The organism is Luteolibacter sp. Y139 (genome assembly GCF_038066715.1).
Taxonomy (GTDB): Bacteria; Verrucomicrobiota; Verrucomicrobiia; order Verrucomicrobiales; family Akkermansiaceae; genus Haloferula; species Haloferula soli.
In genome coordinates this window covers 1,099,056-1,115,822 of record NZ_JBBUKT010000001.1, presented here as the reverse complement: position 1 = coordinate 1,115,822, position 16,767 = coordinate 1,099,056, and the positions used below count along the sequence as shown (strand labels likewise).

General features: G+C 62.7%; 10 protein-coding genes. 5 read left to right on the top strand and 5 right to left on the bottom strand.

The features are described from left to right. Nucleotides 1–270 precede the first annotated feature (270 nt). On the top strand, nt 271–3,459 hold the full coding sequence (locus tag WKV53_RS04630) for an MBG domain-containing protein (RefSeq protein WP_341403182.1): 3,189 nt from the start codon (nt 271–273) through the stop codon (nt 3,457–3,459). Between the two features lie 13 nt (nt 3,460–3,472). Here WKV53_RS04630 and WKV53_RS04625 read toward each other — a convergent pair whose 3' ends face one another. Next, complete coding sequence (locus tag WKV53_RS04625; RefSeq protein WP_341403181.1) at nt 3,473–4,105, bottom strand: FMN-dependent NADH-azoreductase; 633 nt, start codon at nt 4,103–4,105, stop codon at nt 3,473–3,475. Nucleotides 4,106–4,192: 87 nt separating this feature from the next. Beyond that, nucleotides 4,193–4,564, bottom strand: a complete 372-nt coding sequence (locus WKV53_RS04620) for a winged helix-turn-helix transcriptional regulator (RefSeq protein ID WP_341403180.1) — start codon at nt 4,562–4,564, stop codon at nt 4,193–4,195. Nucleotides 4,565–4,804: 240 nt separating this feature from the next. Between WKV53_RS04620 and WKV53_RS04615 the strand changes: the two genes are divergently transcribed. Further along, a complete protein-coding gene (locus tag WKV53_RS04615) occupies nt 4,805–6,409 on the top strand; it encodes an MFS transporter (RefSeq protein WP_341403179.1) in 1,605 nt (534 codons plus the stop codon). A 76-nt stretch (nt 6,410–6,485) separates the two neighbouring features. On the opposite strand, the gene WKV53_RS04610 is transcribed toward WKV53_RS04615, so the two are convergent. Continuing rightward, the gene (locus WKV53_RS04610) at nt 6,486–7,028 is read right to left on the bottom strand and encodes a hypothetical protein (RefSeq protein ID WP_341403178.1); all 543 of its coding nucleotides are present in this window, start codon (nt 7,026–7,028) and stop codon (nt 6,486–6,488) included. Between the two features lie 27 nt (nt 7,029–7,055). After that, nucleotides 7,056–7,604 (bottom strand): NUDIX hydrolase, encoded by a 549-nt coding sequence (locus tag WKV53_RS04605; RefSeq protein WP_341403177.1) that lies wholly within the window; start codon nt 7,602–7,604, stop codon nt 7,056–7,058. A 94-nt stretch (nt 7,605–7,698) separates the two neighbouring features. Here WKV53_RS04605 and WKV53_RS04600 point away from each other — a divergent pair, with 94 nt between their 5' ends. From WKV53_RS04600 to WKV53_RS04590, 3 genes are read left to right on the top strand one after another with little or no spacing between them, the layout of a single operon-like run. After that, nucleotides 7,699–8,481: a hypothetical protein gene (locus tag WKV53_RS04600; protein WP_341403176.1), complete on the top strand. Its 783-nt coding sequence runs from the start codon at nt 7,699–7,701 to the stop codon at nt 8,479–8,481. A 58-nt stretch (nt 8,482–8,539) separates the two neighbouring features. Further along, nucleotides 8,540–10,690, top strand: coding sequence for an FUSC family protein (locus WKV53_RS04595; protein ID WP_341403175.1), 2,151 nt, complete (start codon nt 8,540–8,542; stop codon nt 10,688–10,690). A 43-nt stretch (nt 10,691–10,733) separates the two neighbouring features. Continuing rightward, nucleotides 10,734–12,281 carry a sulfatase family protein gene (locus WKV53_RS04590; protein ID WP_341403174.1) on the top strand — a complete coding sequence of 516 codons (1,548 nt, stop codon included), beginning with the start codon at nt 10,734–10,736 and terminating at the stop codon, nt 12,279–12,281. 85 nt (nt 12,282–12,366) lie between these two features. On the opposite strand, the gene WKV53_RS04585 is transcribed toward WKV53_RS04590, so the two are convergent. Further along, nucleotides 12,367–16,449, bottom strand: coding sequence for a beta strand repeat-containing protein (locus WKV53_RS04585; protein ID WP_341403173.1), 4,083 nt, complete (start codon nt 16,447–16,449; stop codon nt 12,367–12,369). Nucleotides 16,450–16,767 lie beyond the last annotated feature (318 nt).

Sequence of the window (16,767 nt, the reverse complement as noted above, 5' to 3'; positions counted from 1 at the left end):
GGCATAGTGAAGCATTCTCGGGTCCCTCTGATGCTTTTGCTGGCGTTGCTGGCCGGGGTTTTTGTGGCTGTGACGCGGCAACCCGGACCGGGAGAAAGGACCGGGATGGCCGCCACCAAGTCGAGTGATCGATCGGCGGGAGGCACGCGGCTTGGAGCTTCTCCAGACGAGGCGGGAGAGGCGGAGCTTGGGAAGACGGACGATGCTTTCACGCCGATTCCTTGGAAGCCGTTGCGCGGTGCGTCGCCTCAGGACCCGGCGACTGATGCCATGCCACCATCACCCGCGGAGCTGGCCGCACGGAAGCAGGCGGCACTTGACGAGGTGCTGGCGGACATTGATTTGAATCCGCACCTGACCCGGGAACAGGGTGACCGGCTCGCTCGCTATGCGGGTCAACTCGCCACCACCGATACCCCGAGGGTCCAGTGTTGGGAGCAGGGAACGCCGCCGGAAATCGTCCAGGCCTACTTGCTGGCGGAACAGAAGATCACGGCAGCCGGAGCCTTCGGAGTGCAAGCGCTGCAAGTCAGCCGACACTGGACCCGGACCGCGACCAATGGCAGCAATCAGGGCACCCAAGGGCAGCCGGTCACCGTGACCTGGAGCATCGTACCGGATGGTACGCCCATCACTGCGAGTGATTCGGGCGACACCTCCAATGCCAGTAATCTGCGCGCCCGGATGGCGGTGATCTACGGCGGCAGCGCCACCGGTACGGCCTCGGCGCAACCATGGTTTTCCGTCTTCCAGGCCGTCTTCGACAACCTGGCTGCGATCTCCGGCCTGCGTTTCGTCTACGAGCCGAATGACGACGGTGTTGGAATCGACAGTGTCACCACTACCGGCGACTACGGCGTACTCGGCACCCGCGGCGATATCCGTATCAGCGGCCACCTGATCGATGGCAACAGCAACACGCTCGCCTATGCCTACTACCCGGACAATGGCGACGTGGTGATCGATACCGGTGACAGCTACATCAACGACACCAGCAGCACCTCGCTGAAGCTGCGCAATATCCTGGAGCATGAGATCGGCCATGCGCTCGGCCTCGCCCACGTCTGTCCGGTGAACCAGACGAAGCTGATGGAGCCTTTCATCAACCTCAGTTTCCGTGGCTGCCAGTTCGATGACATTTACTCGCACCAGCGGAACTACGGCGACCCGCTGGAAGTCCACGACTCCGTCCGCAACAACGATACCACGGCCAATGCCACGCCGATTTCCCTGACGCCTGGCACCCTGGCCTCGTGGCAATGGCTGAGCATCGATGACAACAGCGACACCGACCTCTTTTCCTTTACGGCCGCCACCACCCAGCAGATGACCGTCCGCATCATCCCTTCCGATCCGATCCTTCCTTCAGATCCGGTGAATGACACCTACCTGGAAGGACTTCAAAATTCCGACGGCACATGCACCGCAGGGACCGCCTTCGATCCCACCACCCAGCAGGATCTGGTGCTTGATCTGTTAGGGCCGAATGGCACCACGGTGATGACCACCGCGCCGACGCAGGCGGCGGGTGTCACCGAGGAAATCAAGACCTTCAAATTCACCACCGCTGGCACCCACTACATCCGGGTCCGCGGCGGGACCAATGACCGGGCCCAGCTCTACCGGATGGAAGTGCTGATGGAGGGGGTTCCTCCGGCACCCCAGCTTGTCGTCACGTCCCGGCGTCTTGCCGCCGAATCCAACAGCGGGGCGAACGGCGCGCCCGACCCCGGCGAAACGATCCAGCTGGGCATCACGCTCACCAATGCCGGCAACCTTACGGCGACCAATATCACGGCATCGGTTTCGGCACTGGCGGGGGTGACCGTGTTCGGCAATGCGCAGAATTTCGGCACGCTGGCTCCCGGGGAGGAGTCGGGCGAGAGGATCTTCACCTTCGCGGTGGCAGGTACCGTCGGGCAGGCGGTCAGTCTCCAGCTTTCCGCGAATGCTACCGGCTATTCGGCTGCGGTGCCGTTTTCTCTAACCTTGGGAACCTCGCTCGGGCCGGCACCGCTCGACGAACACTTCGACTTGTCCGCCAGCTTGCCGGCGGGGTGGAGCCAATCGGTCACCGGATCTGGCAGTCCTTGGGTGGTGTCGTCGATCCGCTCCAAGAGTACGACGAACTCAATGTTCTCGCCATCGGTCACGACCACTGGCGAAGCGATTCTCTCTGCTCCGGCCATGACGGTTGGCGCGGGCGGAGGGATCTTGGAATTCGCCCACCAGTATCTGCTGGAGTCCACGCGTGACGGCGGCGTCCTCGAGGCATCCCGGAATGGTGGCGCGTGGTTTGACCTGATGAACTCCGCCGCCTCGGTGCTGGCCGGTGACTATAACAGCACGATTTCCGCGAGTGCGGGCTCGGCCATCAACGGCCGCGAGGCATGGACGGGCAATGCATCGAGCTTCATCAGCACGCGGGTGAAGTTGCCCGCTGCTTGGGCGGGCGAGAGCATCGTCTTCCGCTGGCGGCTGGCGCATAACAACTCCACCATCGTCAACGGCTGGAACGTCGATGACGTGAAGTTCTTCCCGCTCGCGGCCTTGGATCCCTTCCGGCCACAGCTCTCGCTGACAAGCTCGGGAACCGCGCTGTCGGAGAACAATCCCTCGGCCACCGTGGGTATTTCCCTTTCGACGCCCCTGCCGCTCGCCCAGGCCGTGGCGGTTCCGCTTGAGGTTTCCGGCACGGCGAGCCCGGCCGATCTCTTTGGCTCGCTCACGCTGACGCTGCCGGTGGGACAAACCAGCGTCACGGGCCAGGTGGGCTCGTTGCTGGATTCCCTGGTCGAGGGAACGGAGTCGCTGGTGCTTTCGATTCCTTCCGCCAATGCGGGTTTTGCGGCGATGGCCCCGTCCAGTGTCACGCTTGAGATCGCAGATGCGCCGGTGGTTCCGGTCACCGTTCAATTGTCGGGCTTGAATAGCGTCTACGATGGTTCGACGAAGGCCGCCAGCGTGACCACCGATCCGTCCGGAGTGACGGTGGTGGTCACCTACGATGGCTCGGCCACGTTGCCACTGAATGCCGGCAGCTATGCCGTGGTCGCCACCGTGACCACGCCCGGCTTTGTCGGCAGTGCCAATGGAACGCTGGTGGTTGCTTCCGCCTTCACCGGCTGGATCGCGACCTTCGCCAATCCGGCAGATCCCTTGGCTGCTCCTTCCGCTGACCTTGATGGCGACGGTTGGAGCAATGTCGGCGAGTACGCGTTCAGCACCCTGCCGAACAATCCCACCTCCATGCCGAAGTTCCCGCAGATCATGACACCGTGGGAGGTCTGGCTGGTCGTTCCTCCCGCGCCACCGGGGATCGTGCGCCACGGAGAAGCCTCCACCGATCTCAAGACCTGGACTCAGGAGGGAGTCAGCGAAAATTCCCCCGGCTACATCGTTCCAAGGAATGGCATCGAGAAAAAATTCCTCCGGGTCGTTTACGAGCTGGTGAACTAGGAAAGCCTGCTGGTCAGGAAATCGCGAGATCCGCGGCAAGGCGGTCCACCGTGGTTTCAGCTTCCCGCACCATCTGCTGCCACAGCTCGTCCTTGTACTCCTCGCGCGCCACTTTCGCGTAGGCGATATTGCCGAGCCCGATGAAACCGAGGATGGTGGCCAAGTGGGGTTCGAGGAAGTTCAGGCTCTCCAGCATGCCGCCCGCTTCGTATTCGCCGGAGCCCTTGGAAGTCACGACCACGACAGGCTTCGCGGGAATCAGGGGCTTGTAAGGATTCTCGGGATCCTCCGCGAAATCAAAGGTGCGGCCGACGCGCACGATCTGATCGAAGTAAGCCTTCAAGGCTGCGGGCATGCCGAAGTTGTACATCGGAGCGCCGATCACGATCACGTCCGCTTGGAAGAGTTCGCTGATGAAGGTCTCGCTTCTGGAGAGCGCTGCCGGCGTCTCGCCGTTGGGCGGCCCGAAGGCGGAGGCGATCCAAGCATCGTCGATGGCAGGCGGTGGATTCGCGCCGAGATCGCGGTGAATCACGGCGGAGTCTCCGAATCGTCCCTTCCATGCTTCGGCGAAGCGATGGGTGAGGGCGCGGGTGGTGGAGCGGTTTGAGCGGGCGCTGGAGTCGATAACGAGCAGTGTCTTCATACACCGCCAGCGTGGCATGCTCCGGAGTCTTCCGCTTCGTCCCAAGATTGTGAGCCACTCACGAAGATGTGAGCGAGTATCCTGAATTCAGCACCGGGTCGCCGGCGTCTTGCCCTGCCGCTCGAGGTGCTTGCTTCCCCAGTTTTCCAACTCGTCCATCAGCACCGCGAGCGAGCGGCCGTGATCGGTGAGGGCATACTCCACCCGCGGCGGAATTTCCGGATAGACGGTCCGCTCCAGGATGCCATCCGCTTCCAATTGCCGGAGTTGCACGGTCAGTGCCTGCGCGCTGATGCCGGGCAAAGTGCCCTGAATGTCCGAAAACCGCCGCGTGCCATCCTTGATTTCCCAGAGAATGGATGGCTTCCAGCGCCCGGTCAGCACGTCGAGTGCGGCGCGCACCGGGCAATGCTGCCGCAGCGGATCGATCTTCGGGGAGTAGTCAAGGCCCTCTTTCACGGCAGGAGCTTGGACGCGTTTTGGCCGGGCTTCAACCCGCCAGCGGCGGCTGCTGTTCGTGTGTCCAGCGCCCGCTGATGCAGGGAAGCGATCGTTAGGGTAGTTTTCTCGTCGGAGCCTTGGATGATTGCGACATCGGAGAAAGGAAAGGTCCGGCAAAACCGTTGCCCGCTGCCATTCCGCATGCTTGCCATGCTTTCCGACGACCGTTAGACAGACCGCCACTTCCCAAGAAACCTTATGACCACAACACTCAGCGATCAACCCGTCGCTCATAATGCCAAACGGCTCCTATGGGCCGGTTTCCTCGCCATTCTGGCTGCCGGTATCGGCTTCGGTGTCCGCGGCGGCATCCTCGCCAACTGGGCCGCCGACTTCGGCTTCACCGGGACCCAGCTGGGTGACATCGGCGGGGCAGGTTTCACCGGCTTCTGCTTCGGCATCATCATCGGTGGTGTGATCGTGGACAAGATCGGCTACGGCAAGCTGGTCTTCGCGGCCTTCCTCTTCCACGTGGTCTCGGCGCTCATCACCTTCGCCGCGCACAAGGGCCAGTCCCAGGAGACTGCCTACAATTTCCTCTACTGGGGCACGTTCGTGTTCGCCTTGGCCAACGGCACGCTTGAAGCCGTCGCCAACCCGCTGGTCGCCACGCTCTTCCCGCAGAACCGCACTCACTACCTCAACATCCTTCACGCTTCGTGGCCGGCAGGGATGGTCGTCGGCGGCGTGATCGGCTGGACGCTCGGCGGTGCCGGCGTCTCCTGGCAGATCCAGCTCGGTCTCTTCCTGATTCCCGTGATCCTCTACGGGTTCGCTTTCCTCGGCCAATCGTTCCCGAAATCGGAAGCTGCTGCCCAGGGTCTCAAGGTCGGCGACATGCTCAAGGAAGTGGGTATCCTCGGCTCCGCCGTTGCTGCCTACCTGCTGGTGCTGTTCTTCCAGAACGCCCTTCATCTTCCCCAAGCGGCTTCGTGGGCCGTTGGTGGTGTCATCGTGGTGGTCGTGGGTGTCCTCACCCAGTTCTCCATTGGCTCGCTCCTTCTCTTCGTTCTCTTCATCACTCACGCCCTGGTGGGTGCCGTTGAACTCGGCACTGACGGCTGGATCCAGAACATCACGGGTAACATCCTCTCTCCCACGGAAGGCAAGATTCTGTTCGTGTTCACCTCGTTCCTGATGTTCACGCTGCGCTTCTGCGCTCACTTCATCGAAAGCAAGCTGAAGGTTTCGCCAATCGGCCTGCTGGTCATCTGCGCGATCCTTGCCGTGATCGGCCTCAACCTCGTCAGTAACATCACCAGCTTCGCCGTGGCGCTCGGAGCCCTCGGCGTTTACGCGCTCGGCAAGACCTTCTTTTGGCCGACCATGCTGGCGGTCATCGGTGACCGCTTCCCGCGCACGGGTGCCATCGCCATGTCGATCATGGGTGGCATTGGCATGATGTCCGCCGGTCTGCTTGGCGGCCCGGGACTTGGCTATGCGAAGGACCGCTTCACCGTGGAGCACCTCAAGCAAACCGCTCCCGCCGTTTACGAGGCCAATAAGGCCGAGAAGCCGGGCTCCTTCCTGTTCCTCGAACCAGTGACGGGCCTCGACGGCACCAAGCTTTCCGCCGCCCAGACGGCGAAGCCGGAAGAGCGCACGGAAGAACAGAAGACGCTTTCCGAGGCCAGCATCATCGGTGACCGCAAGACCCTGAAGGCCGACTCCTTCATCCCGGCCACCATGGCCGTGATCTACCTGTTGCTGTTGGTCTTCTTCAAGGCGATCGGCGGCTACAAGGCGCTCAAGATCACCCCGGAGCAGGCTGCTGGTGGTGTCAACGGCCCGGCTGACTACTGAGCTGATCCTGTCTGGTTTCTCTTCTCAAAGCGCGGTCCCGTTCGGGGCCGCGCTTTTTTGTTGGGCGGACGCGTGGTCAGAGAATCCCGGTTTCGTCGATCCCGGCGCTGTCGGTGCCGAACTTTTCCTTCAACTGCGCTCGTCGTATGGCGTTTTCGGCCTTGAGCTCTTCAAGCTCGATGGCCCAGCGGTTGATCTGCCACTGGCGGAGGAACCAGAGGCCTGTGGCCATCATGACAATAAGCACCACGCACGTCACCCATGCGACTGACTTCGGAAGCCAATCATAGAACCTGCCGGTTCTTCCCGCCAAACAAACCAAGGCCTCGACGCCGGCAAGGATACCGCAGGCGAGTGGCGTGTTGGTTTCATTGCGGATGAACCAATACATCGACGCCCCGAGAAAGAAGATGTTGGGGAGCAGCCACATCGAAAGCAACAGGGCCGGGCTGTAGAGTAGGATCTCTCCTTCGAAGCCCCATCCCTTGACTAGCCGGCCGGCCACCAAGGCAGCTGCTCCCACCGTGCAGCCGAGCCACATCGACGCGACGAAAAGGAAGATCTGTTTCACCAGCCAGCCTATGCCGCTGGCAAAGACGTCGCCGAAATCGATCTTCACGGCTTCACCTTGGCTGAAAGCGGCGCGTCAGGGAAGCAGGGAGGCTTTCCATTTCCTCACCATTCGCAGCATCGACTCCTCACCGGTCAGGTCCTCGACCTCGTCGGGAGTGACCCAGCGGAGGTCGTGGGATTCATCGCTGACGATGTAGTCGGTGTTGCCGGTGGCGCGCAGCACGTAGCGGACGTCATAGTGCAGGTGCTCCGGGTCGCTCTTGCGCGCGGGGATGGGATGGATGTCCAGATCGAAGATGCCATCGCCGACCGGCTCGAAGTCGGTCAGGCCGGATTCCTCGCGGGCTTCCTTGAGGGCCACGGCGAGCACGTCGGCCTCGCCATCGGCATGGCCGCCGAGCTGGAGCCAGCGGTCGAGTTTGGCATGGTGGGTGAGCAGCACCTGTGAGCCGTCCGCATTCACGATCCACGCCGAGCCGGTGACGTGGCCGATCGCCAGCGAGCGCTCGAAGCAGTCGGCTTCCATTTTCACGAAGTCGATGAAGCGGCTGACCGTCGCGGCCTCGTCCGGATGCTTCGCGGCATAGGCGGTGAGCTGGTCGAGCAGGGGCTGGCGGTGCATGGCGCGGACGCTGCCCGCTCGCCACGGAAATGCAACGAAAGCTTCGCAGGGTTTTCACCGGTCCATCGAACCCGCTTCTCCGAATTCAGGCGGAATGATGCCGCAACTCATCACGACCATGAATCTCGACTACTGGACCGAACACTTCCGCCGCAATGCCGAAGACCGCCCCGAGCCCGACTGGAATGCTCCGATTTCGCTGCGCGGGCCTGCTCTCGCCAAACTCGTGAAATCGCTCCAGCAATTCCAGCTCGGGGATGGTGGCGGTCCCGCTTACCTGATCGCATGGGATCACCAGCGCCTGCTCGCGTCGGACGCGGGGCTGAAGGAGCTGGTTGATCTGTGGTTCGCGGAGGAGCGGGAGCACTCGCGGCTGTTAGGCAGTGCGCTGAGGCGCTTCTTTGCACCGGAGATCCGGGAGCACTGGAGCTTCAGCTTGTTCTGCGGTGTGCGGAAGCTCGCCGGGGTGCAGTTCGAACTCTACGCGCTACTGCTGACCGAAATCGTCAGCCACGTTTACTACAAGATGCTGCGCAAGCATGTGAAGGACGAGGCGGTGCGCGGGATGTGCGCGCTCATCATCCGCGACGAGGCTGGGCACATCGCCTTTCACCGTGCGCGCCTCGCCTCGGAGAAGCGTCCTTTCGGCCGGCTATGGGAGCTGGCATTTCGCTTCCGCGGGCTGGCGGCGGGGACCGTGCTGTGGGTGAATCATCGCGGTGCCTTGCGTGCGGCCGGAGCGACCGACGCTGAATTCTACCGCGGCATCTGGCATGGCATGGACGCCTTCATCCGTGGCCTGCGCGGCGATCTCGAGCGTGTCCGTGCCGGTGCCACGATGAAACCCTGCGCCCAGATGGTGGCGGAGTGCGCGTGACCTGGCGGTTTTCCTCGTTTGCCATTGATTCGCGCGGGATCTTCCCGAGGCTTGGGGCATGCCGGTTAGCGGCCCCAAGGAGTTGTTCCGAGGTATTCTCGAACGCGAGTCACTGCGACCGGACTTGAACCGTGCGATCCGCGGGACGGTGGCGTTCATGCTGCCGCTGCTGGCGATCCTGTTCGGTGGCTTGCCGGCCGACGTGGCGTTTCCCTGCATCGCGGCGCATACGATTTCGCTGGTGGATGTGCGCGGTGCCTACTCGCTGCGGCTGGGTTTGCTGCTCGTGATGAGCGTGGTCCTCTCGGCGGCTACCGCACTCGGTGTGCTCGGGGCGGAGAGCTTGCCGCTTGCGTTGTTAGGTTCCGTGATCGTGAGCCTGGCCGGCGGGCTGTGGCGACATCTCAGTAGCGAATACGGTCCGGGGCTGGCGATCTCGACCGGCCTGATGTTTTTGATTTCCCTGTCGCCGCACACGGTGCGGCCGGATGCGATCCATCCCGCGCTCGGTGCCCTGGCGGGCGGGCTGTTCGGTGTCTTGCTGCAAGTGATCGGCTGGCCATTTCATCCCCAGCATCCGCTACGCCGCACGGTTGCGGAGAGCTGGCTCGCGCTGGCGGACTTCCTCGATGCCGTGGCGAGCGAGGGGGAGGGTAGGCACGAAGCGATCGTGCACCGGCAGGCTGACCTGCGAACCACGCTGAACCAGACGCAGGCGGTGCTGGCGGAGTCGAATGCGCTGCCTGGAAATCTGCCGCGACATCTGGAGCAACTGAACCTTGCCGCCGCGCGGCTGACGCTGCGGGTGATCGTGCTCAATACCTCGCTGGAAGCAGCGATGGCCCGCTCGTGCTTCGCGCCGCTGGCAGCCGGGCTGGCCCCGGTCCTGGCGTCGCTATCGAACTCGGCGCGAACGGTCGCCCTGGCCGTGGTGTCGCGCCAGCCATCGCATCTCGCAGCCCTCGAGGTGCGGCTGACCCGTTTGGAAAACCTGCTCGCGGTGTTGCGTTCGCAGGTGAAGTCGCGCCTGGACGATGCCGCGATCGCTGGCCAGCTCGATGACGTTCTCCAGCAGCTGGAAGATCAGCTTCCGGCGATCCGCGAGGCGCTAAGTGCCACGCTCGACCGGGAAAGCGAACGCGGAGCCTTTTCCCTGGAACTCTTCGACCTCCACACCATCACGCTGCGGCCGCTCGCAGCGTCGCTGAACCTGCGTCGCCGGGCGGATCCTTCACTGGTCCGCCACACGGCGCGCATGCTGGTGCTGGTCGCCGCCGGCGTCATTGTTTTCAAGGAATTCCACATCCCGCACGGCTATTGGCTGCCATTCTCGATGATCGTGGTGTTGCAGCCGGACTTCGGCTCCACGCGAAAGCGCGCGGCGGAGCGCATGCTGGGCACGCTGGCCGGGGGCATCATCGCCAGCAGCTTGCTATGGCTGCATCTGCCGATCGGCGTGCTGCTCGCGGCGGTGACGGTGACCATCGCGCTCTTCTCCTACTACGTGAAGCGTAGTTACGGCATCGCGGTGATCTTCATCACGCTGAATGTGGTGCTATTGCTGGAAGCCCATCAGCCGGTCACGCTTGCCGTGACGGTGGAACGTCTCGGGTGCACGCTGGCCGGTGGCATGCTAGCGCTGGGTGCGGCCTTCATCTTTTGGCCGGTGTGGGAGAAGCAGCGCTTTCCCGGGATCATGGCGAAGGCCTTTGATGCGAACGCCTCCTATTTGAAGCAGGTTGTTTCCCGGTTGGAGGAAGGAATGCCGCACGATGAGGATCTGCTGCTCTATCGACGCAGCGCGGAGTCGGCGAACAGCGAGGTCTTCTCCTCGCTGCGCCGAATGACTGCCGATCCGCAGAGTCGCCGCGAAGGGCTTGATGAAGCTGCGGCGCTCGCCAATGGCAACCAGCGTGTGACCAATGCCCTATCGGTGGTGACCGTCCATCTCAATGACCAGCGCAGCCGGCATCCGGATGTGCTCGCCCGATTCCGCGAGGTTTGCGTGGAGGCTTTCCAAGTGCTGAAAGCCGGAGGTGCGGCGCTCGATGCTTCGTTCGAAGCTCTGGAATCATTCACCTTCCCGGAAATCGATGCCGATCATCGCGACGCCTCGCGCTTCCGTGAGCCGTGGGTTTATCCGCAGCTTGCCCGCATCATCACCGAACTCTCCGCGATGATCCTGGCGGCGAAACCGCGGGGGCAGTAATTCCCTCTTGAAAGCACGTCGATGGCGGAGATGTATCCGGTGAATGGAACCATTTCGTTTTTGTCTCCGTGCGTTGGCTCTGGGCACGCTGGCGGTGGGCATCGCCCATGCAGCGTCTCCGAATATCGTCTTCATCCTTAGCGACGACATGGGTTATGGCGACCCGCACTACGCCGGTGGCAAAGTCCCGACGCCGAACCTCGATCGGCTGACGACGGAGGGCATGCGCTTCACCGACGCCCACACGTCCTCTGCCGTCTGCACGCCGACCCGCTATGGGGTTCTCACGGGCCGCTACAACTGGCGCTCCACGCTCAAGGATGGGGTGCTTCAAGGAAACAGCCCGCCGCTGTTAGGAAATGACCGGACCACTGTTGCGGAGTTCCTCAAGGAGGCCGGCTATCGCACCGCGGTGTTTGGCAAATGGCATCTCGGTCTCGGCTGGTCGAAGCTGGCGAAGAATCGGACTGCCGAGAGTGGCCCGACTGAAGGAACGGGCTGGGGGCTCGACTATGAGAAAAAGGTGACGCGTGGTCCGCTCACTGAGGGCTTTGATGAAGACTTCATCATTCCGGCATCGCTCGACATGGCCCCGTTCGTTTATTTGCGGAATGACAAGCCGACGGCGATCCCGACGGTGACGAAGACTTGGGTCCGTCCCGGCGCGGCGGCAGCGGATTTCGAGGCCGTGAATTGCATCCCTGATTTCGCGAAGGAAGCGAGGGGCTTCATCCGCCGTAGTGCCGAGGCAAAGGACAAGCCCTTCTTCCTCTACCTGCCGCTTAGCAGCCCGCACACGCCTCTCGTTCCAAGCGAGGCATGGAAGGGGAAGTCCGGTATCGGAGATTATGGCGACTTCCTGATGGAGACCGATTGGGCGGTCGGTGAAGTGCTCGCGGAACTGGAGGCGCAGGGTGTGGCGAAGGATACGCTGCTCGTATTCACCTCGGACAATGGTTTCGCGCCCTATGTCGGGCTCAAGGAGCAGATTGACAAGGGGCACAAGCCGGTGGGCGATCTGCGGGGAGCCAAGGCGGATGTTTATGAGGGCGGGCATCGGGTGCCCTTCATCGTGCGCTGGCCCGGAGTCGTGAAGGCGGGCAGTTCTTCATCGGCGACGATTTGCCTCAATGACTTCTTCGCGACCGCGGCCGATGCGATCGGAAAGCTTTCTGACATCCCGCCATCCGCGGCCGAGGATAGTTTTACACTGATGCCTTTGCTGAAGGGCACGGATGGCTATGCGCGCGCCTTCACCATCCATCATTCGGTCAATGGCTCGTTTGCGATCCGGCAGGGGGACTGGAAGCTGTGTCTCTGTTCCGACTCTGGCGGTTGGTCCGATCCGAAGCCCGGCACACCGGAAGCTAAGGCGGCTTACCCGGTCCAGCTCTTCGATCTGGCGAAAGATCCGGCAGAAAAGAAGAACCTTGCCGAAAGTGAACCGGAACGGGTGAAGGAACTCGCTGCTGTATTGGCGAAGGCTATCCGCGAAGGACGCACGAGGCCCGGTGCACCTCAATCCAATGACGGGAAGGCGATCGAGTTTCCCGAGCGGGTGACTGAATTGCTGCCGGTGCTCAAGGATTGACCGATCTTGTTAGGAAAGAAAAAGCCGCTCCGGCCCAGTGCCGGAGCGGCCGGTGTATTCGACCCCGAATACCCCATGAAGCGGTTTACTTCGTCACCTGCAGGCGTCCGAAGAGCTTGCCGCTGGTGGCAAGGGTCCGCGGGATCTGCACGGTGATGAGGTCGGCAGCGGCATCGTTTTCCGCCACCGTGACAATGACCCCATTCGGTCCAGTAGCGGTGGCGGCGCCGATGGCGACGTCTGTCCAGCTGGTGAGGTTGGTGCCGTATTGGACGGCTTGGGCGGTCACGCTTGCTTCCGCGTCATCGCGACGGTGGAAGGTGAGCGTGAGGTAGGTGGCATCGACGGTGGCTGCGGGCAGGATGGTGGGATCGTTGGCGAGCGGATTGCCATCGAGGTAGAACTCGGTGAGGTTCTGGATGCCATCCTTGTCCGGATCATCGGCGAGGCCGTTCTCCTTGCCGGGGGTGCCATCGAGACCCTTCGACGAGGCCCATGAATCGTAGGCGCCGCCGACAACGATGCTGCCGCTGCCTGCGAAGTAGGCGCCGTAAGTCGGGTGGCTGGCATTGTAGGTGCCGGTGCCGACGCTGGTGCCGCCGAGGATGAGCGTGCCGACGACGTCCGGGGTGGCGGAGGTAAGTTCAAGCACCGCGCCGCTGTTGATGCTGACCGTCGAGGCATCTCCAAGCGAAGAGGTGGCGAGGGTGAGCTTGCCTTGAGCGACGGTGGTGTTGCCGGTGTAGCTCTGGGCGGCGGTCAGAGTCAGCGTGCCGGTGCCGGTCTTGGTGAAGGCCAGCGGGGCGACTGCGCCGTCGCGAAGTACGCCGGCGTAGCTGCTGTCAGCATTGTTGGAACCGACCGTGAGCGTTACCGGAGTGGTGGCGTGGTAGTTGCCGACGGCACCACCGGCACCGCTGAGGCTGGCGAAGCTGAGGTTGTGTCCATTCAGCTTGAGGATCGCATTGTCGACGACGAGCGGACCGGTGCTGAAGGCTTGGTCGCTGCCAGCCGTGACCGATCCGGCGGGACGGCCATTGATCTTGGTGGAGGTGTAGGTGTTTTGACCGGGCACGGTGGGTGCAACGATCAGGTTGCCATTCTCTGCCACGGGGTCGCCGGAGTAGAACTCGCACTGGAATGCACCGGTGATGGCACCGGTGACGGTGAAGTTCGTATTGCGCTGGGCCATGATGCCGGAGTCCGCGGTGAGCGTGACAGGACCTGCCCATGTGGCACTGCGATCGGCCGCGAGGCGGAGCGCGCATGGGTAGCCCGTCTCACCCCAACCGGTGCCGGCGATTTCGATCGGCGTGGTGTAGGGATCGGTGCTGGCGAAGGCGAGGAACTGGGCTCCGGGAAGGATTTGGACCTTGGAAGTTCCGCCCAGTGCAGTGTTGCTGGTAGTGCCGGAGTTGGCTTCCAAGCGGCCCTTCTCGACCCGCACCACGCCGGTGTATTCGGCGGGCAAGCTCGTGGATCCCCAGGCTGCGGAAGCGTTCACGGCTTGCGCGGAGTTGAGGTAGATATTGCCCGAGCCGGTGATGCCGCTCCATGGCACGGCAGTTGCGGTGGCTTGCTCGAAGCGCAAGGAGGTGCCGGCGTTGACTTCGTAGTATGCGGCACCGGGGGCACCATTCGTGGTTCCGTTCCCGAACTGGAGGGTGCCTCCGTTGACCTTGAAGGTTCCGGTCGCGGTGTTTGTGGGGCTAGTGATGATCTGGGTCCCGGAACCGTTCTTGTTGAAGGTTCCCGAGCCGTCACCAATCGCGCCGGCATGGGTGGAGGTGCCGGCGGGGTTGAAGATCACGGTGTCATTGTTAGCCAAGGAACCCGCGATGCTGCCGTTCACCGTGCCGTTGCCGAGTTGCAGCGTGCCTCCCTGGACCGTGGTGGCGCCTGTGGAGGTGTTGGCGGTGAGTAACGTGAGCGTTCCCGAGTTGGACTTGGTGAGGGTACCCGTGCCACCGATCGAGCCACTTCCGCTGAGCGTGTAGTTCTTGGTCGCGTTGTCGAAGGTGACACCCTGCGGTGCGACCGTGGTATTGAGGGTCACGCTGGTGCTACCTGTGGCGCTATCGTTGAAGAGCACGATGTCGCCTTCGAGATACTTCTGGGCTGCGGCACCGATGGTCCAGTTCGTCGTGGTATTGATGTCCCAGTTGGCATTGGTGTTGCCCTTCCAGGTCAGCGGAGTGGTGGTGATGCTGATGTCCACCGAGGAACTCGAGGTATTGTTTACCAGCGAAGCCACCACGCCGCGAGGCAGGGCTCCGGTCTGGAGCTGCATGGCAGCAAGGCCAGCACCGCCAATGGAGCCGCCGAACGGATAGTAGATCAGTGGCCATTGGCCGGTGGTGTAGGTACCATTGACCACCACTTGCACGGTGCCGCCAGTGGTGAAGCTGCCGAGGGCTTGAACCGGAGGAACGGTTGCATTCGGAACGAAGCCGTTAATGGTGAGGGTCGTATTGTTGAGCGTGAGAGAACTGGAGTCCAGCGGGCCGGTGAGATTGACCGGGCCGGTGAAGGTGTTGGTGCCGGAAAGGGTCAGCTTGCCGGTGCCGAGCTTGGTGAGTCCGCCGCTTCCATTGGCGGCGACGTCGCCGGCGGTGAGGACGTAGGCGAACGGAGCGGCCGTGGAGCTGGCACCGCCGCCAGTGAAGGTGAAGGTCACGGTGTCGCCCGCCGAGTAGTTCTGGCCAGGGCATGTCAGGGTGACGCCGGTCACTTGGCCATTGAGGACGTTGGCAATGGCAGTTGCACCGCTTCCGGTGCCACCGGTAGTTACGCTGACCAAGGGATTGCCAATGTAGCCGGTGCCAGCTGCGGCTGGCATATTGATGATGCCGCCGGCGGGATAGATTCCGTTGCCGGTGGTGGTCAGCAAGTTGGCAGCGATGGTGGCATCGTTGGCCTGGGTATCCACTTTCAGGCCGCCATTGTAAACGTTGGCGCTGGTGACCGTGTTGTTGACGAGGGTGAGGCCGGCAGCGTTGGCCTTCAGCGTGCCACCATTCAGATTGAGAATGCCGGTGCCGGTAGCCTTGCGAATGGTGCCAGCATTGAACTGAATGGTCCCGTTGTTGACATTGAGAATGCCAGTGGGAGTGCCCGAGTCACCGAAAGTGATACCGTTGGCTTGCCGTGAAACGACTGTGCCGGTGCCGCCGGCGGCTGTTCCCACGTTCATCGTGCCGGTGGCAGTGCCACCATTGCCGAGGATGAACCATTGGGCAGTGCCGCCATTGACCGTGCCGCCCGTGATGGTGGCAACACCGGAAGGAGCGGTGCCCTGGTTACCCGCCACGACGAAGTAGCGGGTCATATTCACCGTGCCGCCGCTCTGCACGTAAGAGCCGAGGCCGCCGGTCTGGTCGCCGATCCGCAAGCCGGAGGCGCTGGTGAAATTGAGCGTTCCGCCCGAGATGTTGTAGGAGCCGTAGCCGCCAAACCCGAGCTGAACGTAAGCGGCGTTGTTCATCACGTTCACCGTGCCTGCGGTCTGGTTGATCGCGCCCGCGCCATTGGCTGAGGCGCCGGCACCACCGACATTGACCGTTCCGTTGTGGGTCAGGGTGCCGGTGCTGTTCATGTTAAGCACGGACTTGTTGCCTGAAGCAGTGCCCAGCGCCAAAGTGCCACCGCCAGTGGAACCACCGCCGGTGAAGACTACCGAGCCGCCGCTGATCGACGTTGCACCCGTGTAGGCGCTGGAGCCGGACAAGGTGAGCGTGCCCGCGCCGGTCTTGGTGAGGCCGACAGTGCCCGCGATGACGGAAGTGATCGAGGCGTCCGCATTCACCGCGATCGTCGGCGTGGTGCCGCCGAGCGTGATGGTGCCACCGGTCAGCGAATAGTTGCCGGAGCCGGGAGTGCCGAGGGTGATCTTGTTGGCATTGACGGTGCCGACCGTCACGGCACCCGCGGCGCCGCTGCCAGCGCCGAAGATGATTTCATCGGCCGTGGTATTTGGCCAAGTGACATTGGCGGAGCCGTTCCAGAGGTTCGCATCGGTGGTATTCCAACCAAGGCCGGAGCCGTCTTGGGCTCCTATGGTTCCAAGGTCGGCATCATAGGTGACGGATGCGGCATGGCCGATGCCAGCGAGGGAGATCGGTAATGCGGACGCGAGCGCGAGGCTCAGGGTTTCGATTCGAGGATTCATGGGTAGGGTCTGTTGCAACGGGGTTGGATGGTGTTGAGGGAGAGGCTCGGGGCACTCCCGGCTCATGCGGGAACGCGGCACATCCTTGGGGATGTGCGCGTGCTCTCCCTCGGCTCCAACGCTGCAAATGACCTCAACCGGCAAATGAAGCCGTGAGTCGATGGGTTAGCCTTTGGGGTTTCGGGAGGCACGGCGTTCCATGCCTCCGACTTCCTTCAGGTTTAAAAAATCGTTCTGACAAGGAGTGACGGATGCGTCACTCCACATGAATGGACGGCGCGCAAACAACGACGTGCCGGTGCGCGGAAAGTACGCCGC

Excerpts from the sequence above, each read along its gene's own strand:
- WKV53_RS04630 (WP_341403182.1), top strand. The coding sequence starts at position 271 with ATGCCACCATCACCCGCGGAGCTGGCCGCACGGAAGCAGGCGGCACTT.
- WKV53_RS04625 (WP_341403181.1), bottom strand. The coding sequence starts at position 4,105 with ATGAAGACACTGCTCGTTATCGACTCCAGCGCCCGCTCAAACCGCTCC.
- WKV53_RS04615 (WP_341403179.1), top strand. The coding sequence starts at position 4,805 with ATGACCACAACACTCAGCGATCAACCCGTCGCTCATAATGCCAAACGG.
- WKV53_RS04605 (WP_341403177.1), bottom strand. The coding sequence starts at position 7,604 with ATGCACCGCCAGCCCCTGCTCGACCAGCTCACCGCCTATGCCGCGAAG.
- WKV53_RS04600 (WP_341403176.1), top strand. The coding sequence starts at position 7,699 with ATGATGCCGCAACTCATCACGACCATGAATCTCGACTACTGGACCGAA.
- WKV53_RS04595 (WP_341403175.1), top strand. The coding sequence starts at position 8,540 with ATGCCGGTTAGCGGCCCCAAGGAGTTGTTCCGAGGTATTCTCGAACGC.
- WKV53_RS04590 (WP_341403174.1), top strand. The coding sequence starts at position 10,734 with ATGGAACCATTTCGTTTTTGTCTCCGTGCGTTGGCTCTGGGCACGCTG.
- WKV53_RS04585 (WP_341403173.1), bottom strand. The coding sequence starts at position 16,449 with ATGAATCCTCGAATCGAAACCCTGAGCCTCGCGCTCGCGTCCGCATTA.